Here is a 17,341-nt window from a genome sequence, read left to right as displayed (position 1 = left end):
GCAGAACCGGCGCACTCCCGCCTCGCGTGGGCGGATAACCTCGTGGCATGGAGATCAAGATCGGTATCGCGGACTCGAACCGCGAACTCGTGGTGCAGAGCAAGGATTCGGCGGACGACGTGAAGAAGGCCGTCACCGACGTCTTCGGTGGCAGCTCCGCGGTGCTCGCCCTCACCGATGAGAAGGGCAAGCAGTACCTGGTTCCCGCCGCCCGCGTGGCGTACGTCGAGATCGGCAGCAACGAGAACCGCTCGGTCGGTTTCGCCGCTCAGTAGTCGTCCCACGTCCCGCTACGCTCGGTGCCGTGGTGAAACCCGAGCGCCGGACCCGAGTCGACCTCGCCGTGACGGCCGCGATCGTGGTCGCGGTCCTGATCGCGGGCCTGGCCGTGTGGAACTTCAGTTCGGCCCGCAAGACCGTGAGCGAGACCGTGCCGGCACCGTCGGCCGAGGCGACCCCCTTGGCCGAACTCCCCGCCGCACTGCGTCCCACCTGGACGAGAACGGCCGATCGGCCCGCACTCTCGATGGCCGGCGGGGTGGTCCTGGCCAGCGGCGGCGAGGTCTCGGGCCACGATCCCGCGACCGGTGCGCGCACCTGGCGCTACCAGCGCGACACCGATACCTGCGGCCTGTCCACCAACGCCGGGTTGGTGCTGGCCTACTACCCCGACGCCCGCGGCTGCGGCGAGATCACCGCACTCGACCCGGGCACCGGACAGCGCAAATACACCCGATCCGGACAGCAGGATCCCGATATCACCACCGCGTCCGACGGCAGTTACGCGGTCGCGCAGGGGCCGCGTCGGGTGGACGCCTTCCGGTCTGACCTGGTCTCCACGGTGCAGTACGGCCGCCCCGATGTGCCGGTCAACCCCGGTGTACAGCCCCGCTCGGGCTGCACCCTCGGCTCGGCATTGCCCGCCAGCCCCTCACTCGTGGTGCTGGAGAGCTGCCCCACCGAACCGAATCCGCGACTCACCGTGGTCGGTATCGCCCCCAAGGACGCCGATCGGCCGCAGGAGACCTCCTCGGTGGTCGCGCCCGCGCTGGGCACCGCGAGCACCTCCGAGGACGACCGCCCACGACTCCTGGCCGCCACCCGCGACGGTGCCGCCGCGTACGTCCCCGCCCACGACGGGCAGCCCGCACGGGTGGTCACCGTGGGATACCGCGGCGAGGTGCGCCAGTCGGTGGACATCACCACCACACCGGGCGGTGCGCCGCGCAGCGTTCCCGTGGTCGCCGAAGCCGGGGTGGTCTCGTTCTTCACCGGCACCTCGACCGTGGTGATCGATGCGTCGACGCTGATCGCGCAGATGGTGATCCCCGGAACCCTCGGCCCCGGAACGCTGATCGGTGGACAGATCGTGGTGCCCGGCCCCACCTCACTGGCGGCGTACAACCTGGCCGGCCGCAATCAGGTACGGCTGGCACCGATCCCGCGGCCCGGGTACACCGGCGGGCCCGTATTGCTCGCCCTCGCGGGCGAGACCATCGTCGCCCAGTGGGGGAAGACGGTGCAGGCGTACGCGCCCGCCTGAGCGGTCAGGGAGCCTCGGGCTCCCAGGTGACCAACGGCGCACCGTCACGCACGTGCGCGTCGAGGCTCTTCGCCAGATCGCGGTAGGCGGTGGCGCCCTTGTTCTTCCGGCCCGCGAGCACGGTGCGCCCGGCCGCGTTGGCCTCCGCGAACCGGACGGTGCGCGGGATCGGTGGCGACAGCACCGCGAGGTCGTAGCGGTCCGCGACATCGGAGAGGATGTCGCGACTGTGGGTGGTGCGCGCGTCGTACAGCGTGGCGATCGCCCCGAGCATCGTCAGCTCCGGATTGGTGATCGCCTGGACGTCGCGCACCGTCTTGAGCAGCTGCCCCACGCCGCGGTGCGCGAGGGTCTCGCACTGCAGCGGGATCGCGACCGCATCGGCGGCCGTGAGCCCGTTGAGGGTGAGCACGCCCAGGCTGGGCGGGCAGTCGATGATCACGACATCGAACCGGTCCGCGACCTCGGCGAGCGCCCGCTTGAGCGCGTACTCGCGGCCCGCCCGCATGAGCAACAGGGCCTCGGCGCCGGCCAGGTCGAGGGTGGCGGGGAGCACGGTGACGCCGTCCTCCGCTTCGACGAGCACCTCGTCGATCGCCTTGTCGCCCAACAGCACATCGTGCACGCTGTGCTGGATCCGATCGGGATTGTGGCCGAGCGAGAAGGTCAGGCAGCCCTGCGGATCCAGGTCGACGACGAGGACCCGCGCGCCGAGCTCGGCCAGGGCGGCGCCGAGACTGGCGACGGTGGTGGTCTTGGCCACGCCGCCCTTCTGGTTCGCGACGGCCAGGACGTACGGGCCACGACCGGTCACTGGTGTCATGCTGCGACCCTACCCAGTCGTGCGCCACGATGGTGCAGTGAGCAATGCACCGCAGCACCGCCTCGTCTACATCCGCCACGGCGAGACCGCATGGTCGCGTTCGGGCCGGCACACCGGCATCACTGACGTACCGCTCACGCCCACCGGCGAGGAGCAGGCCCGAGCGCTCGCACCGGTGGTCGCCGCACTACGGCTGCGGCAACCGACCGTATGGGTGAGCCCGCGCGAGCGCGCCGCCCGGACCGCCGAACTCGCCGGCCTGACCGTGACCGGGATCGAACCGGAGTTGGCCGAGTGGGATTACGGCGACTACGAGGGGGTGACCAGCGTGGAGATCCGGCGAGATGTGGCCGGGTGGACGGTGTGGGACGCGCCGATCCCGGGCGGCGAGTCGATCGACGCGGTCGCCGCGCGCGCCGACGACGTGCTGGCCAAAGCACGGGACGCGATGGCCGACGGCGATGTGGTGCTCGTGGCGCACGGGCATATCGGCCGGGTACTGGCGGCGCGGTTCCTCGACGCCGACGCCCGGTTCGGCCGGCATCTGCCGGTGCTGCCGGCGTCGGCATCGGTGTTCGCCTTCGATCACGACGGGGTGCCGCAGCTGCAGCAGTTCGGCCGCACCGGATACGACGCGGTGGGATACGAGGGACGCTGAGCTACTCGTCGCGCCGGTACTCGCCCTCCAGCCACGCCACCGTCGGTGGGCTGAACATGAGGCCGAGGACCACCACGGCGACGATGATCATCGGGACGCCGACCTCGGGGCGTCCCTGCGAGAAGGCGCCGCTGATCCCGGCGAAGCCGAGCAGCAGATTGGTCAGTACGCCCAGGGTGCGGCCCCAGCGCTTGCCCTGCAACAAGGCGATACCGCCGGCCAGGACGGCGGAACCGATCGGCAGCATCCAGAACGCCATGCCGTAGGCGCCGCGGCTGCTCTCGGCGGCGCCCGTGATGCCGCGGATCAACTCGAGCACGCCCCACCCCAGCGCGACGATCCCTTCGAGGCCGACGATGACACCCGCGGCGCGGACGGTGCCGGGGGCGGCGGTGGTGCTGGCGCTGGCGGCGGGGCGGCGTCCGCCGCGGGAGGAAGTCACCGGCCCAGGGTATCGGGCCGCCTCGGTACGCTGAGCCGTGTGCGCGCCCTGCTGATCGTCAATCCCAACGCCACGGCCATCACGCCCGCGGGCCGCGACCTGGTCGCGCTGGCGCTGTCCGCGAAGCTCGACATCACCCTGGTGCAGACACAGCAGCGCGGTCACGCCACCGAGCTGGCGGCCCAGGCGCGGGCGAACGGCACCGATCTGGTGATCGTGCACGGCGGCGACGGCACGGTGAACGAGGTGGTGTGCGGGATTCTCGGGCGCGAGGGGATGCCCGACGGGCCGCCCGCGGTGCCCGCCGACGAACTGCCGGCGATCGCGGTGATCCCGGGCGGCAGCGCGAACGTCTTCGCGCGCTCGCTCGCCGTCCCGCGCGACCCCGAGCAAGCCACCGTCCATCTCATGGATCTGTTGGAGCGCCGCAGTTTCCGGACCATCGGGCTGGGCTGCGCGGACGACCGCTGGTTCCTGTTCAACGCCGGGGTCGGAGTGGACGCCGAAGTGATCGCGAACATGGAGGCCCTGCGTGAGAAGGGCAAGGCGGCCACTCCGTCGCGCTATGTGCGCACGTCGGTCAAGACCTTCTTCTCGGCGTCACGGCGCGAGCCGCAGCTGACCGTCCACCTCCCCGGCGCGGATCCGGGCACCTGGGAGGACATCGACGGCGTGCACTTCGCGTTCGTCTCGAACGCGAGCCCGTGGACCTTTCTCAACAACCGCGCGGTGTTCACCAACCCCGGTACCGACTACGGCACCGGCCTGGGGATCTTCGCCTCCCGGTCGATGCGCACGCTCCCGAACCTGCTGCTGGTGCGGCAGATGCTGTCCGCACGCCGGACCGAGGGGCCGAAGGTGCGACACCTGATCCGGCACGACGATCTGCGGGAAGTGCGCGTGAGCAGCGCGGTTCCGGTGCCGGCGCAGGTGGACGGCGACCACCTCGGTGACCGCACCGACGTGCGCTTCTGGTACTCCCCCGAGCGCATCCGGGTAGTCGCGGATCTGCCGCCGCTGCCCCGCGTTCGCTGACCCGATCGCCTCACGGTGACGGGCCGATCGACGTCCGATTCCCGGCCGCGGTGAAACGCTCGCGTTGACCGGAGGCGATCGCCGCGATTGCGGCGTACCTCACGCTTTGCCAGAAAACCATTGCAAAACCGCAGCGTGTGGAGTTATTCTTGCGGGCAGTCCGCTGAACCGGCAGCAGTGTAGTACACCGCCCGAAGGCAGGCTCTCACCGCCCCCGCTGTGAGATCCCCCACCTCCGAGCCGGAATCTATTGACTCCTGCTGAGAACGTGGAAATATTTGAAACGTAACAGCGCGGAAACAGTTCGGTTCCCTCCGCGTTAACAGCCCGAGAACTTACGAGTGGTGCACGTGCGCCCGAAGGAGAGTACTGACATGGATTGGCGCCATAAGGCCATCTGTCGCGACGAGGATCCCGAGCTGTTCTTCCCCGTGGGTAACAGTGGTCCGGCCATCGCGCAGATCGCGGACGCCAAGCTGGTCTGCAACCGGTGCCCCGTGACCGCCGAGTGCCTGTCCTGGGCCCTCGAGTCGGGCCAGGACGCCGGCGTCTGGGGCGGTATGAGCGAGGACGAGCGCCGCGCGCTCAAGCGCCGTAACGCGCGCACCCGCACCCGCACCGCGGTCTAAACAGCCGTACTCGAAGAAGCCCGGTGGCCGAGGCCACCGGGCTTCTTCGTGCCGCCGACCCCCCTCAGGCCGGTTGCAGCGGCACCGTGAGTACGGCGTCGGTGCCGCCCGCGGTCCTCGCGGCCAGCGTGATCTCGCCGCCGAGTTCCGAGGCGACCAAGGTACGGACGATCTGCAGGCCGAGCCGGTCCGACTCGCCGAGCGCGAACCCGTCGGGGATTCCGGCACCGTCGTCCCGGACGGTCACCCGCAGGCGGCGCGTCGACCGGTCGGCGAGCAGCTCGACGGTGCCCGTCTCCCCCACCCCGTAACCGTGCTCGATCGCGTTCTGGATCAGCTCGGTGACCACCATCACCAGCGGCATGGCACGGTCGGCGTCGAGATAGCCGAAATCTCCGCGGCGCAGCACCGTGACCGCGGCGGTGGCACCGCCCGATGCGGGTGCCACGTCGACCATGATCGGGATCAGCCGGTCGATCACGTCGTCGATGTTCACCTGCTCGTCGACACTCATCGACAGAGTCTCGTGAACCAGAGCGATCGACGCGACCCGCCGCACCGACTCGTGGAGCGCCCGCTTCGCCTCATCGTTGCGGGTCCGGCGCGCCTGCAGCCGCAGCAGTGCCGAGACCGACTGCAGATTGTTCTTCACCCGGTGATGGATCTCGCGGATGGTGGCGTCCTTGGAGATCAGCGCGCGGTCGCGGCGCTTGAGCTCGGACACATCGCGCAACAGCACCGCGGCCCCGCCCGGACGACCGCCGGGCCAGAGCCCGAGCACGCGCATCACCACGGTGACGCCCGCGGTGGTGAGCTCCACGCGGGCCCCGTCGCCCCGGGTGAGCGCACCATCGAGGGCGGCGAGCAGCTCCTCGGATTCGAAGCGGTCACCGACCAGCCGCGCGGAGAGGTCGGCGAGATCGCTGCCCTCCAGCTCGGTGAACGCACCCATCCGGCGGTACGCCGACTGCGCGTTCGGGCTGGCGAACACGACCCGCCCCTCCTGGTCCACACGGATGAAGCCGTCGCCGGCGCGGGGCGAGGCCTCCCCCGTCGGGTGGTCCTCCGGTTCCGGGAACGCGCCCTCGGCGACCATCTTGCACAGGTCGTCGGCGCATTCGGTGTAGGCCACCTCGAGCGGACTGGGGGTGCGCGGATGGGTCACGTTGAAGTCGCGGGTGAGCACGGCCATCACCTCGCCGCCCCACAGCACCGGCACGGCCTGCCGCCGCACCCGCACCGGCCCGGTCCAGGTGGGCGTGACTCCGCGGACCAGCACCGCGCCCTCGTAGGCGGCGTGCAGCGTGGGAGCCTGCCAGGGTTCGACGGTGACCCCTACCCCGTCGTCGTTGTAGACGGTGGGCGTGGTGTTGGGCCGGCACTGCGCGATGCACACGTAGCCGGGCTCCGCGGATTCCGACTCATCGGGGTCCTCGCGCACCCATAGCCGCAGGTCGGCGAAGGAGAGATCGGCGAGAAGCTGCCACTCGGCGACGATCCGCTGGAGGTGCCGGGCGGCCCGGCCGGGAAGATCGGTGTGTATCGCCAGGAGGTCGGCGAGCGATGCCATGGGCGGCCCTTTTTCGTCGTGACGGTCCGTCGTGAAACAATAGCGGGTATTGAGATTCGCCCGAGGCCAGGAAGGAGACCGCCATGGGAAAGCGTGGACGTAAGAAGCGCGGCCGCAAGAAGAACGCAGCCAACCACGGCAAGCGCCCGAACTCCTGATCGCTCAGGTTCGCGAGCTTTTCGAGAACGAGGGCCCGTCGGCACATCGCCGACGGGCCCTCGTTCCGTCTCCGGTCACTCCGAGCGGTAGCGGACCTCGGTATGCCGCAGGGTGATCGTCAATCGCTCGCGCAGCCCCTCGGGCGCCCGGTCACCGCCGCACTTGCGGCCCACCAGCGCCTTGATCTGCTGTTCGATCCCGTAGTGCGACAGACACTGCGAGCAACCGTCGATGTGCGCCTTGAGCCGGGCCTTGGCCTCGGCATCGCACTCGTTGTCGAGGAGCAGCCAGATATCGGCCATCACCGCGGAGCAGTCGAGCTCCAGGTCCGGATTGCCGTCCGCCGAGTACGTCACTTCTCACCCTCCTGATCGGTGCCGCCATCCGTATCGGCGGCACCGGCCCGCAGGAAGCCGCGCTCGCGCGCGACCCCTTCCAATTCGGTGCGGAGCTGCCGTCGGCCGCGGTGCAGCCGCGACATCACGGTGCCGATGGGCGTTCCCATGATCTCCGCGATCTCCTTGTACGGGAATCCCTCCACGTCGGCGTAGTACACCGCCATGCGGAAGTCCTCGGGGAGCTTCGCCAGCGCTTGTTTGATCTCGTCGTCGGGCAGCGCGTCCAGTGCCTCGATCTCCGCCGAGCGCAGTCCGGTGGAGCTGTGCTCCGCCGTGGCCGCGAGCTGCCAATCGGTGATCTCGTCCGTGGGGTACTGCGCGGGCTGCCGCTGCTTCTTGCGGTAACCGTTGATGTAGGTATTGGTGAGGATCCGGTACAGCCACGCCTTGAGATTGGTGCCCTTGCGGAAGCTGCGGAAGGCGCTGTAGGCCTTCACATAGGTCTCCTGCACCAGATCCTCGGCGTCGGCGGGATTGCGCGTCATTCGCAGCGCCGCTCCGTACAACTGGTCCAACAGGGGCAGCGCCTCGGCTTCGAACCGGGCCGTGAGCTGCTCTTCCGACTCGACCTCGGTGTCGGGTTCGCCGCTCGCCTGGTCCAGCTCGGTCACATCCGTGATGTCGCCGTCCGTCATGCCACCGAAGGCTACCGGTCGCTCGAGAACCGCTCCTGCGCTACCTGCACTCACGAACTCTGCAACAGCATCGCGCCCGGCCTTGTTCCCGGCGCTCACGAGTCAGTTCAGCGTGAACCGAACCATGGGCAGACTCTCGACCGGCGCACCCGTGGCCTGTTCGATGGCGCCGCGCAGGCGACGCCATGCCGCAGGATGACTGCGCTGGTAGCGCTCGAGCACTTGGTCGGAAGCCTCTCGGTCGAGCAGGTCGGCGTGTGCGGGACGCCGGTGCCGTCCGAGCGTGAGCGCGCATTCCGGGGTGGCGCGCAGGTTCCGGTACCACTGCGCGCGTTCGCCGAAGCCGCTACACACGATCACCTCGTCCGGGCCGGGCCGGTCGACCACTTCGACCACCGCGTACCGGGGCTCGCCGGTGGTGCGGCCGGTGTGCTCGATCAGCACCATCCGCCCACCGAGCAGAGCGCCCAGGTCGTGCCGGTACAGCCAGATCGGAGCGCGCGCCAGGGCTCGCGTCTGCAGCGCCTTCGTCGCGAGTGCAGACAGCAGATCGCTGATTCGTCCCATGAATCGACCGTATCGCTGGGCTATCAAGAGCTCGGCACCACCCGGGCGCATCTCCTCGTACTCCCCTCCACCACGACCGGTCCCCGCGGCGACGCACAGGGGGCCAGAACGCGGAGGAGGGGATAACGCGGGTCTCTAGGATCAACTGACATGGGGAAGAAGAACGCCGCGGCAACGCCGGCGATCGCGGCGCTGCAGGCCGCGGGGATCGCGTTCGCGACCCACGAGTACACCCACGACCCGCGCGCGGAATCCTTCGGCGGCGAGGCGGCGCAGGCGCTCGGGCACGACCCGGCGCGGGTGTTCAAGACGCTCGTGATCACCGACGGCACGCGGCTCGCCGTGGCGATCGTGCCCACGTCCGGCAAGCTCAGCCTCAAGGCGGCGGGCGCCGCACTCAACCTGCACCGTCCGTCGATGGCTGATCCGGCGGACGTCCGCCGGGTGACCGGATACGTGCTGGGCGGCGTCTCACCGCTCGGGCAGCGCAAGCGGTTACCGACCGCCCTCGACGAGTCGGCCCTCGCCTTCGCGACCGTCTTCTGCTCCGCGGGGCGACGGGGCCTGGAGGTCGAGCTGGCACCATCGGACCTGGTGACTGTGACATCCGCGGTGGTGGCGCCGCTCGCCGCACCGTGATAATCAGGGGGTGAGCGCGGCCGCGCACGGATTGTCGGCGGCCGGTCACGGGAAGTAGGTTGCAAGGCATGGCCAGCTACTTCGTCACGGGCGGGACCGGCTTCATCGGTCGCGCCGTTGTGGCGCGCCTCGCCGCCGCCGACCGCGACGCGACGATCTACGTGCTGGTCCGCGATCAGTCACTGCCCCGGTTCGAGCGCCTGATCGCCGATCTGGGCCACGAATCGGCGCCCCAGGTGGTACCGGTGCCCGGCGACATCACCGAGCCCGGTCTGGGCATCTCCCCCGGCGATCTGCCCGCCGGTGTGGACCACGTGATCCACCTCGCCGCCCTGTACGACATGGAGGCACCCGAGGAGGCCCAGCAGATCACCAACGTCGACGGCACCCGGAACGTGATCGACGTGACCCGGGCGCTCGGCGCCACTCTGCATCACGTCTCGTCGCTGGCCGTGGCCGGCAACTACGAGGGCCGGTACGCGGAGACCGACTTCGACGTGGGGCAGAGCTTCCCCAGCCCGTACCACCGCACCAAGTACGAGGCCGAACAGCTGGTGCGCGAATCCGATGTGCCGTGGCAGGTGTACCGCCCCTCGATCGTGGTCGGTGATTCGGTGACCGGCGCCGGCGACAAGATCGACGGGCCCTACTACTTCTTCCCGTTCCTGCGCCTGATGGGCACCATCCCGCACCACTTGCGGGTGCCCTTCGCCAACCTCGGCTACACCAACATCGTGCCGGTCGACTTCGTGGCCTCGGCCCTGGTCGCGTTGGTGACCACCCCGGCACCGCCGGGCACTGTGTACCACCTGGCCGACCCCAAGGGCCAGAGCATGACCACGCTGTACGACGCGGTCGCACCGGCCTTCTCGGGCCCGAAGACGGTCTCGCTCCCCGGCGCACCGCTCGGCGAGTTCGCGGCGCGCGTGGGCCGCCGCAACGAGGTCCGCGCCCTACGCGACACCGTGGCCCGGCAGTTGGGCATTCCCCCGTCGGTCCTGGACTACCCGTTCTACAACACGCGGTTCGACTCGGCCGCCACGCACGCCATCCTGCGTCGGCTCGGAGTACGACTGCCGCGCCTGAAGTCGTACGGCCCCAGGATCTTCCAGTACTGGGCGCAGAATCTCGACCCGGCACGCAACCGGCGCGACGATCCCCGCGGCCCCCTGGTGGGCAAGCACATCCTGCTCACCGGCGGCTCATCGGGCATCGGCAAGGAAGCCGCGAAGCAGGCGGCGGCCAAGGGCGCCCACGTGTTCATCGTGGCGCGCAAGCCGGAGGACCTGGCCGAAGCGGTGGCCGAAATCGAGGCCGAGCCCGGGATTCCCGGCGTCCCGAAGGGCACGGTGCGCGCCTACCAGTGCGATGTGACCGACCCCGAGGCGGTGCGCACCACGGTGCAGCAGATCCTCGCCGAACACGGCCACGTGGATGTGCTGGTCAACGGTGCCGGCCGATCGATCCGGCGATCCACGATCAACTCCGTGGACCGCGCCCACGACTATCAGCGGACCATGGCGGTCAACTACTTCGGCGCCGTGTATCTGATCCTGGAACTGTTGCCGCACATGACCGCCCGCAAGTCCGGTCATGTAGTGAATCTGTCGTCGATCGGCGTGCAGGTTCGCGGACCGCGGTTCGCGGCGTACATCGCGTCCAAATCAGCGCTGGAGGCGTTCAGCGATATCACCGCCTCGGAGACGGTGTCGGATCACGTGACCTTCACCAACATTCACATGCCGCTGACCCGCACCCGGATGATCGAGCCGACCGAAGGCTACGACAACGCCATGGCCCTGTCGGTCGAGAAGGCCGGCCAGATCGTGGTGCGGGCGATCGTCGAACGGCCGCGCCGGATCGACACCCCGCTCGGCACACTCGCCCAGTTCGGCCAGTTCCTGTCCCCGCGGATCTCCGCGGCCGCGCAGCACCAGGGCTACCTGTTGTTCCCGGAGTCGGCCGCGGCCGAGGGACGCGAACGTGACGTCAATGCCATCGAAGCGGTTGTGGCCGAGGTGGATACGCCGCGCGGGCGGCTCGCCGCCACCAAGGATCTATCGAAGGACCTGTCCACCGCGGTGGCCAGCCCGCTGTTCGGCATCTCCGGCGACCAGGGCCTGCGTCGGCTGGCCCGCAAGACCCTCAACCGGCTGCCCGGTATCAACTGGTAACGCACGATCGGTGATCGCGGCTCGGGCCGGACGCGCCCGAGTGCGGCTGTTCGCGCCGCAGTCGCGCCGACAGCGCACGCCCATCGCGGCGGACGCCTATCGTTGGAGAGAACCTGTTTTCCATCCCCCACGAGGAGATCCCACAATGGTCGACGTCCAGTACGCAGTCACGAACCCGGCGACCGGTGAGGTGCTCGAAACCTACCCCACCGCGGAGCCGGCCGAGATCGAGGCCGCGCTGGCCGCGGCCTCGCACGCGGCGCGGACCTGGCCCCTGGAATCGACCGTGGCCGACCGCGCAGCGCTGATCCGCCGGGTGGCCGAGTTGCACACCGAACGACGGCAGATGCTGGCCGAGATCATCCAGCGCGAGATGGGCAAGCCCCTGGAGGACGCGCTCGGCGAGGTCGACTTCTCGGCCGCGATCTACACCTACTACGCCGACAACGCGGAACAGTTGCTCGCCGACCAGCCCGTGCAGTTGTTGGAGGGGGACGGCTCCGCCGTGATCCGGCGCGGCCCGATCGGCGTGCTGCTGGGCATCATGCCGTGGAACTTCCCCTATTACCAGGTGGCCCGGTTCGCCGGCCCGAACCTGGCCGCGGGCAACACCATCCTGCTCAAGCATGCGCCGCAGTGCCCGGAGTCGGCCGAGGCGATGCAGCTGATCTTCAACGAGGCCGGGCTTCCGTCGGGCGCGTACGTGAACATCCGCGCCACGAACGAGCAGGCGGCCGAGATCATCGCCGATCCCCGGGTCGCCGCCGTCTCGCTGACCGGTTCCGAACGCGCGGGTGCTGCGGTCGCCGAGGTGGCCGGGCGGAACCTGAAGAAGTGCGTGCTGGAGCTGGGCGGCTCGGATCCGTTCATCCTGCTGTCCACCGACGATCTGGACGCCACCGTCGAATCGGCGGTGGCGGCGCGGCTGGACAACACCGGTCAGTCCTGCAATGCCGCGAAGCGGTTCATCGTGACCGGTGAGCTGTACGACGACTTCCTCGCGAAGTTCACCGAAAAGATCCTGGCCGCCACCGACTCGATCGCCCCGCTCTCGTCCGAGCGGGCCGCCGAGAATCTGGAGAAGCAGCTCGCGGAAGCCGTGACCGGCGGCGCCACCCTCGCGATCGTCGGCGAGCGGCGCGGCGCGCACTTCCCGCCGGCCGTGCTCACCGGTGTCACCGAGGACAACCCGGCGTTCCGTCAGGAGCTGTTCGGTCCCGTCGCCACGGTGTACCGGGTGGAGGGCGAGGCCGAGGCCGTCGCGCTGGCCAACGACACTCCGTTCGGTCTGGGCTCGTACGTCTTCACCACCGATCCGGAGCAGGCCGCCCGGGTGGCCGACCGGATCGAGGCGGGCATGGTGTTCGTCAACGGTGTGCTCGCCGAGGGAGCGGAACTGCCCTTCGGCGGTATCAAGCGCTCGGGTTTCGGCCGCGAGATGGGTCCCCTGGGCATCGAGGAATTCCTCAACAAGAAGCTGATCCGCACCGTGAAGTAGGACGACTGCCATAGAGTTCAGTGCGGTGGGCACACACCGCGCCCACCGCACTGATCGGCATATCGCCGGGCGTCAGAATATTAGATTCCAGGCCTGACTGGATTATTCTTCAGAGATTCTTCGCGAGACTTCTGAATCTCTTGGGTATTCATACTGTCGAGCGCCTTCTTTATCTCACCGGTAATCGTGCCATCGCAGGCGTTAAAGAATTCCATAATCGCCGCGCCGAGTTGAGCCCCCGCTGCGCCGTCCTTTCCACCTCGTTCGGTGTAGACCTTGATGGCTGCGATGCCCGCCTTCTCGGCGTTTGTGTCCGAGCTGGCGGCCGTCACGTTGCGCCAGTCCGCACACTGTGCAGGCTCGGCATTCGCGGCCGGAGCCACAACCGCACTGACGCCTGAAGCAAGAATTCCAGCCAGAATGGCGCCCGAGAACGCCTTGGTGATGATGCTCAAAGTTCACTCTCCTTATACGTGTCAGAACATCGGGTGATTGTCGCGCAGCAATTGCAGGCGATCATTATCTCCTTCCCGGGAACCCGCCCAGGAAGTCCGCTCAAATGCACTTATTAGACGCCCTACGAATGCTGTTTGAAACGTTAACTGACGACCAATTGCAGTCTCAAGCATCATGGCACAACGTTATTGAATCGTGATCTCTTACGTGTTCGTTAATCCTATAAATCCGACAATCAGATTCATATCCCTTCAGATAGTCTGCGTAACGAATGTTTTCCCAGACTGCCGATGCCCCACGCCTGCCCAGTCGCTGCGCTGCGGCCCGGGCTCCGACTAGTACGAGACCGTTACCTCACGACGACGACGCTGAGACCTCATCAGATGAGGGTTGAGGTCATGCGACGACTGGTCATCATCCTCATCGGAACAGCACTGTTGGCCCTCGCCGGCGGACCGCCGGCGGGGGCGATCATCGGCGGGAAGGTCGCCCCGGAGGCGCCGCCGTCCCTTGGCTCTCTGCAGGTCGAGCTGCCCGGCGATGCGGTGACCCCCGATAACCACCGCTGCGGCACGACGCTGATCGCACCGCAGTGGGTGGTCACCGCGAGCCACTGCGCGATCCTCGGCAACGCCGGCGATGCGGCCACCGGCCCGATGCGCGCCTCCGTGCGGATCGGGTCGACGAACACGGGCACGGGCGGTGAACTGGTGGGTGTCGATCGCTTCTATCGCCTGGGCACCCCGACCGAAGCGCGCGAAGACGGATACGACTGGCTGCTCCGCGATATCGCGCTGCTACGGCTCGAACGACCGGTGCGTGCCACCCCGATCCCCATCGCATCGAAGACCCCCGCCGCGGGCACGCCCGCCCGGATCATGGGGTGGGGCTCCACGTGTTCGGATCCGGCGAAGATGCGTGATCCCCAGTGTTATCCGAGCGAGCTCCGCACCGCCGAGACCGCAGTGCAGGATGCCCGCGCCTGCCCGAACATCCAGGGCTCGGATACGCCGCGCCCGCTGTGCATCGGCGGCAAGGACGGGCGGCCGACCATCGGCAACGCCGATTCCGGCTCGCCGGCCCTGGTGCAGGAGAACGGCGCATGGGTCATCGCGGGCGTGGTCAGCGGTCCGGGCACGAACGACGACAAGGGGCCCGGTCTCTACATGGACCTCACCCAGCAGCGGGACTGGATCGACAGCATCATCAACAACACGATCGTCCCCGACGCGCCGCCGACCCCGGACGTCGCCGGCGCGGTGCTCCTGGGCAACTGCATCGGCTCGATCGTGCGGCCGCCCGGGGCCACTCCGGATGCCCCCGCCATGGTGCTCACCAATGGGCACTGCGTCAGCGGCGACCGGCCGGCGCCGGGTGGGGCAACGGTGAACCAGCCCTCGAACCGCACCATGCTGGCGGCGGGCCGCACCGGCGAGTCGGTGACCACGGTGCGCGCCGATCGTCTCGTCTACGCCACCATGAGCCGCACCGATGTCGCGGTCTACCGCCTCGACTCGACCTATGCCCAGGTGGCCGCGCGCGGCGCCACCGTCTTCGATCTCGCGACGACACCCATCCGTCCCGGAGATCGGTTCTCCATGAACACCGGTGCCGCACGCAAGTCCTGTTCGGCCGAGGCCGTGGTACCGACTGTGCGAGAAGGCGACTGGGAACAGCGAGACTCGGTGCGGTATCGGGACTGCTCGTCGGTGCCCGGCGAGTCCGGATCGCCGCTGATCTCACCCGACGGCCGCACCGTGGTCGGCGTCAACAACAGCTCCAACACCGACGGCGAGAAGTGCACCGACGACAACCCGTGCGAGATCGCGGCCGACGGCACCGTGACCGCGGTCAAGGGGCGCTCCTACGGCCAGCAGATCGACGCGCTCGCACGGTGCCTGACCCGGGACTCGATCGACCTCTCCCGGCCCGGTTGCGACCTACCAGGTGCGGCCTGACTCCGGCTACAGCAAGCTCAACTGTCCCGGTTCACTGCCCGGTTCGGCACGCCGGATCAACTCAGGGCCATCGTTCTTGACAGTGTTGACCAGCGCGGAGACGGGCCGGATCTCGATCCTCTCGGCCACGTCGAGCCCCGGCGGCAGCAACAGATCCGGGTCGGCGGGGCCGTCGGGGCTGAGCCACTCGTCGAACCGCTCGGGCGTGAGCACGAGCGGCATCCGGTCGTGCACCGCGCGCAGCGGGCCCACCGCATCGGTGGTGAGCACCGTGGCCGATAGGGTCGGCGGAACGTCCAGTCCCGCTCCGGCCGGACGCCACACCGACCACCGGCCGGCGATGTACATGCGGGTGCCGTCCACCGGCGTGAGGTACATCGGCTGCTTACGTGGCTTCCTGACCTGCTCGGGGTCGTCGAGCACCTGCCATTCGTACCAGCCGTCCATCGGGATCAGGCACCGCTTGGTCTTCAGCGCGGCGCGGAAGGCCGGCTTCTCGGCCACCGACTCCGCTCGCGCGTTGAACAGCGGCGGCCCACTGAGGGTCTTCTGCCAGGACGGCAGCAACCCCCATCGCATGGCACGCAGCCGCCGCGTGGCGGCATCGTCGGGCTGCTCCCGCGAATGCCGGGCGACCACCGCGACCACCGTGGTCGTGGGGGCCACGTTGTAGCCGGGCACATCGAGCTCGGTGCCCTCGGTTTCATCGACCGCGTCGATCTCCGCCGCGAGCAGCGCGGGGTCGGTGGTGACCGCGTATCGTCCGCACATCTACTGCCCCTCGAAACTGTCGAAGACGCGGCGCGGCCCCGCGCCGGTGGTGGCGAGCGCATCGTGCGGGTTCGCCAGCGAGCACGAAGCCATCGAGAGGCAACCGCAGCCGATGCAGTCGGTGAGGTTGTCGCGCAACCGGGTCAGCTCATCGATCCGGTGCGAGAGGTCGTCATGCCAGTGCCGCGACAGCCGCTCCCAGTCCTTCTTGGTGGGCGTACGACCGTCCGGCAGGGTGGCCAGCGCCTCGCGGATCGTGGCCAGCGGAATCCCGACCCGGTGGCTGATCCGGATGAAAGCGACGCGGCGCAGCGTCTCGCGCGAGAACCTGCGCTGATTCCCCGCGGTGCGACGCGAGGTGATCAGGCCCTCGCGCTCGTAGAAGTGCAGCGCGGAGACCGCCACGCCGCTGCGCGCGGCGAGCTGGCCGACGCTGAATTCCCGGGTGGACTCCACCCCGCCAGACTACCTGGACAATTGTTCAGGGATCAGCGGGCCGCGGGCTTCGGTGCGGCCGACGCGGCAGGCGCGGGCTTCGCCGACGGTGCCGGAGCGCCGGGCTTGGCCGACGGTGCCGGAGCGCCGGGCTTCGCCGACGGTGCCGGAGCGCCGGGCTTCGCCGACGGTGCCGGAGCGCCGGGCTTCGCCGACGGCGAGGTGGCGGCCGGGGCTTCGGGCTGCGGGGGCTTCGAGAGAATCGCGATCTGGGTGGTCAGCAGGTCGACCGCCACCTGATCGTCGGCACCGATGTACGGCGACGGTTCACGCGACTCCTTGCCGCCGCGCAGCGCCATCGTGACGCCGTTGACCACGGCGGTGTACTGGCGCGAGGTCAGGTACTGGACCTGGCTGCCACGCTTGGACTTCTGCACGAACTCCAACCCCAGGCCGTCCGGCGCACCGGTCACGGCGATGGTGCGCACGCTGACCTCGTTGACGATATCGCCGTTGAACGCCTTGAAGGTGGCGCACTTCGGGAGCGCGGCGCGCTGCGGCGCCAGGTCGACGGCGAACTTCGAGACCACCATCGACCAGGTCGTGCCGCGCACCGAGCCGTTGGTCTGCGCGGTGTCGGTCCCCTTGGGGATCGGGAAGCCGGCGTAGAGCGCCTTGCACTCAGCGGGCTCGACCCGCGCCTTGCTCAGCGACGCCCAGGCGGCGTTCCAGCCCGCGGCCGCACCGGAGAGCACGGCACCGGAGAAGTTCACCGAATCCGGGAGATTGCCCGAGCCGATCACCAGCTCACCCGCCTTGTTGGCGGGCGGCTGCGCAGGCTTGGGCGGATCGGCGACGGCCGACGGCGCCAGGACCGTGGCGACGGTGGCCACGGCGGCGACGGAGGCGGCGACCCCCACGGACAGAGAAGTGCGCTTCATCGAGTTCTCC

20 protein-coding genes are annotated in these 17,341 nt (G+C 69.1%); 10 read left to right on the top strand and 10 right to left on the bottom strand.

Features of this window, described 5'->3' with window-relative positions; all coding sequences use genetic code 11:
• Positions 1–47: 47 nt before the first annotated feature.
• Both TPAU_RS05580 and TPAU_RS05575 read left to right on the top strand, forming a co-directional pair.
• Positions 48–275: a DUF3107 domain-containing protein gene (locus TPAU_RS05580; RefSeq protein ID WP_013125786.1), complete on the top strand. Its 228-nt coding sequence runs from the start codon at positions 48–50 to the stop codon at positions 273–275.
• A gap of 29 nt (positions 276–304) precedes the next feature.
• The gene (locus tag TPAU_RS05575) at positions 305–1,543 is read left to right on the top strand and encodes an Rv3212 family protein (RefSeq protein ID WP_013125785.1); all 1,239 of its coding nucleotides are present in this window, start codon (positions 305–307) and stop codon (positions 1,541–1,543) included.
• 4 nt (positions 1,544–1,547) lie between these two features.
• Here TPAU_RS05575 and TPAU_RS05570 read toward each other — a convergent pair whose 3' ends face one another.
• Positions 1,548–2,366: a ParA family protein gene (locus TPAU_RS05570; protein ID WP_013125784.1), complete on the bottom strand. Its 819-nt coding sequence runs from the start codon at positions 2,364–2,366 to the stop codon at positions 1,548–1,550.
• 37 nt (positions 2,367–2,403) lie between these two features.
• Here TPAU_RS05570 and TPAU_RS05565 point away from each other — a divergent pair, with 37 nt between their 5' ends.
• A complete protein-coding gene (locus TPAU_RS05565; RefSeq protein ID WP_013125783.1) occupies positions 2,404–3,024 on the top strand; it encodes a histidine phosphatase family protein in 621 nt (206 codons plus the stop codon).
• 1 nt (position 3,025) lies between these two features.
• Here the strand turns inward: TPAU_RS05565 and TPAU_RS05560 are convergent, their stop codons facing one another.
• Positions 3,026–3,466, bottom strand: coding sequence for a hypothetical protein (locus tag TPAU_RS05560; protein ID WP_013125782.1), 441 nt, complete (start codon positions 3,464–3,466; stop codon positions 3,026–3,028).
• A 39-nt stretch (positions 3,467–3,505) separates the two neighbouring features.
• Here TPAU_RS05560 and TPAU_RS05555 point away from each other — a divergent pair, with 39 nt between their 5' ends.
• Both TPAU_RS05555 and TPAU_RS05550 read left to right on the top strand, forming a co-directional pair.
• Positions 3,506–4,501, top strand: a complete 996-nt coding sequence (locus tag TPAU_RS05555; RefSeq protein ID WP_013125781.1) for a diacylglycerol/lipid kinase family protein — start codon at positions 3,506–3,508, stop codon at positions 4,499–4,501.
• 374 nt (positions 4,502–4,875) lie between these two features.
• The gene (locus tag TPAU_RS05550) at positions 4,876–5,130 is read left to right on the top strand and encodes a WhiB family transcriptional regulator (protein ID WP_013125780.1); all 255 of its coding nucleotides are present in this window, start codon (positions 4,876–4,878) and stop codon (positions 5,128–5,130) included.
• Between the two features lie 64 nt (positions 5,131–5,194).
• On the opposite strand, the gene TPAU_RS05545 is transcribed toward TPAU_RS05550, so the two are convergent.
• Positions 5,195–6,700 (bottom strand): sensor histidine kinase, encoded by a 1,506-nt coding sequence (locus TPAU_RS05545; protein WP_013125779.1) that lies wholly within the window; start codon positions 6,698–6,700, stop codon positions 5,195–5,197.
• A gap of 83 nt (positions 6,701–6,783) precedes the next feature.
• Between TPAU_RS05545 and TPAU_RS23815 the strand changes: the two genes are divergently transcribed.
• Positions 6,784–6,858 (top strand): 50S ribosomal protein bL37, encoded by a 75-nt coding sequence (locus tag TPAU_RS23815; protein ID WP_371820987.1) that lies wholly within the window; start codon positions 6,784–6,786, stop codon positions 6,856–6,858.
• Positions 6,859–6,933: 75 nt separating this feature from the next.
• Here the strand turns inward: TPAU_RS23815 and rsrA are convergent, their stop codons facing one another.
• The 3 genes from rsrA to TPAU_RS05530 all read right to left on the bottom strand — a co-directional run bounded on the left by rsrA (position 6,934) and on the right by TPAU_RS05530 (position 8,459).
• On the bottom strand, positions 6,934–7,215 hold the full coding sequence (gene rsrA / locus TPAU_RS05540; RefSeq protein WP_013125778.1) for a mycothiol system anti-sigma-R factor: 282 nt from the start codon (positions 7,213–7,215) through the stop codon (positions 6,934–6,936).
• Positions 7,212–7,892, bottom strand: coding sequence for a sigma-70 family RNA polymerase sigma factor (locus TPAU_RS05535; protein ID WP_013125777.1), 681 nt, complete (start codon positions 7,890–7,892; stop codon positions 7,212–7,214). Before TPAU_RS05535 ends, rsrA begins: the two co-directional genes overlap by 4 nt.
• A 102-nt stretch (positions 7,893–7,994) precedes the next feature.
• Positions 7,995–8,459, bottom strand: coding sequence for a nitroreductase family deazaflavin-dependent oxidoreductase (locus TPAU_RS05530; RefSeq protein WP_041944300.1), 465 nt, complete (start codon positions 8,457–8,459; stop codon positions 7,995–7,997).
• A gap of 150 nt (positions 8,460–8,609) precedes the next feature.
• On the opposite strand from TPAU_RS05530, the gene ybaK reads away from it, so the two are divergent.
• The 3 genes from ybaK (at position 8,610) to TPAU_RS05515 (ending at position 12,770) form a co-directional block, all read left to right on the top strand.
• Positions 8,610–9,098, top strand: a complete 489-nt coding sequence (gene ybaK / locus TPAU_RS05525) for a Cys-tRNA(Pro) deacylase (protein WP_013125775.1) — start codon at positions 8,610–8,612, stop codon at positions 9,096–9,098.
• 68 nt (positions 9,099–9,166) lie between these two features.
• On the top strand, positions 9,167–11,272 hold the full coding sequence (locus TPAU_RS05520) for an SDR family oxidoreductase (RefSeq protein WP_013125774.1): 2,106 nt from the start codon (positions 9,167–9,169) through the stop codon (positions 11,270–11,272).
• Positions 11,273–11,417: 145 nt separating this feature from the next.
• The gene (locus TPAU_RS05515; protein WP_013125773.1) at positions 11,418–12,770 is read left to right on the top strand and encodes an NAD-dependent succinate-semialdehyde dehydrogenase; all 1,353 of its coding nucleotides are present in this window, start codon (positions 11,418–11,420) and stop codon (positions 12,768–12,770) included.
• Between the two features lie 80 nt (positions 12,771–12,850).
• Here TPAU_RS05515 and TPAU_RS05510 read toward each other — a convergent pair whose 3' ends face one another.
• Positions 12,851–13,225, bottom strand: a complete 375-nt coding sequence (locus TPAU_RS05510; RefSeq protein WP_013125772.1) for a hypothetical protein — start codon at positions 13,223–13,225, stop codon at positions 12,851–12,853.
• Between the two features lie 399 nt (positions 13,226–13,624).
• Between TPAU_RS05510 and TPAU_RS05505 the strand changes: the two genes are divergently transcribed.
• Positions 13,625–15,184 (top strand): trypsin-like serine protease, encoded by a 1,560-nt coding sequence (locus tag TPAU_RS05505; protein WP_013125771.1) that lies wholly within the window; start codon positions 13,625–13,627, stop codon positions 15,182–15,184.
• A 6-nt stretch (positions 15,185–15,190) separates the two neighbouring features.
• Here TPAU_RS05505 and TPAU_RS05500 read toward each other — a convergent pair whose 3' ends face one another.
• The 3 genes from TPAU_RS05500 to TPAU_RS05490 are packed head-to-tail and all read right to left on the bottom strand — an operon-like array spanning position 15,191 to position 17,331.
• The gene (locus TPAU_RS05500; protein WP_013125770.1) at positions 15,191–15,955 is read right to left on the bottom strand and encodes an SOS response-associated peptidase; all 765 of its coding nucleotides are present in this window, start codon (positions 15,953–15,955) and stop codon (positions 15,191–15,193) included.
• On the bottom strand, positions 15,956–16,411 hold the full coding sequence (soxR, locus tag TPAU_RS05495) for a redox-sensitive transcriptional activator SoxR (protein WP_013125769.1): 456 nt from the start codon (positions 16,409–16,411) through the stop codon (positions 15,956–15,958).
• Positions 16,412–16,443: 32 nt separating this feature from the next.
• Positions 16,444–17,331: a hypothetical protein gene (locus TPAU_RS05490; RefSeq protein ID WP_013125768.1), complete on the bottom strand. Its 888-nt coding sequence runs from the start codon at positions 17,329–17,331 to the stop codon at positions 16,444–16,446.
• Between the last annotated feature and the right edge of the window lie 10 nt (positions 17,332–17,341).

Origin of the sequence: Tsukamurella paurometabola DSM 20162, from assembly GCF_000092225.1 — a bacterium.
Taxonomy (GTDB): domain Bacteria; phylum Actinomycetota; class Actinomycetes; order Mycobacteriales; family Mycobacteriaceae; genus Tsukamurella; species Tsukamurella paurometabola.
The sequence above is the reverse complement of the archived record's forward strand: the minus strand, read 5'-3'. Positions and strand labels throughout refer to the sequence as shown.

Coding starts and splice junctions, on each gene's coding strand:
- TPAU_RS05570 (WP_013125784.1), bottom strand. CDS start 2,366: ATGACACCAGTGACCGGTCGTGGCCCGTACGTCCTGGCCGTCGCGAAC.
- TPAU_RS05505 (WP_013125771.1), top strand. CDS start 13,625: ATGCGACGACTGGTCATCATCCTCATCGGAACAGCACTGTTGGCCCTC.
- TPAU_RS05580 (WP_013125786.1), top strand. CDS start 48: ATGGAGATCAAGATCGGTATCGCGGACTCGAACCGCGAACTCGTGGTG.
- TPAU_RS05530 (WP_041944300.1), bottom strand. CDS start 8,459: ATGGGACGAATCAGCGATCTGCTGTCTGCACTCGCGACGAAGGCGCTG.
- TPAU_RS05520 (WP_013125774.1), top strand. CDS start 9,167: ATGGCCAGCTACTTCGTCACGGGCGGGACCGGCTTCATCGGTCGCGCC.
- TPAU_RS05550 (WP_013125780.1), top strand. CDS start 4,876: ATGGATTGGCGCCATAAGGCCATCTGTCGCGACGAGGATCCCGAGCTG.
- ybaK (WP_013125775.1), top strand. CDS start 8,610: ATGGGGAAGAAGAACGCCGCGGCAACGCCGGCGATCGCGGCGCTGCAG.
- TPAU_RS05515 (WP_013125773.1), top strand. CDS start 11,418: ATGGTCGACGTCCAGTACGCAGTCACGAACCCGGCGACCGGTGAGGTG.
- TPAU_RS05490 (WP_013125768.1), bottom strand. CDS start 17,331: ATGAAGCGCACTTCTCTGTCCGTGGGGGTCGCCGCCTCCGTCGCCGCC.
- TPAU_RS05545 (WP_013125779.1), bottom strand. CDS start 6,700: ATGGCATCGCTCGCCGACCTCCTGGCGATACACACCGATCTTCCCGGC.
- TPAU_RS05500 (WP_013125770.1), bottom strand. CDS start 15,955: ATGTGCGGACGATACGCGGTCACCACCGACCCCGCGCTGCTCGCGGCG.
- TPAU_RS05535 (WP_013125777.1), bottom strand. CDS start 7,892: ATGACGGACGGCGACATCACGGATGTGACCGAGCTGGACCAGGCGAGC.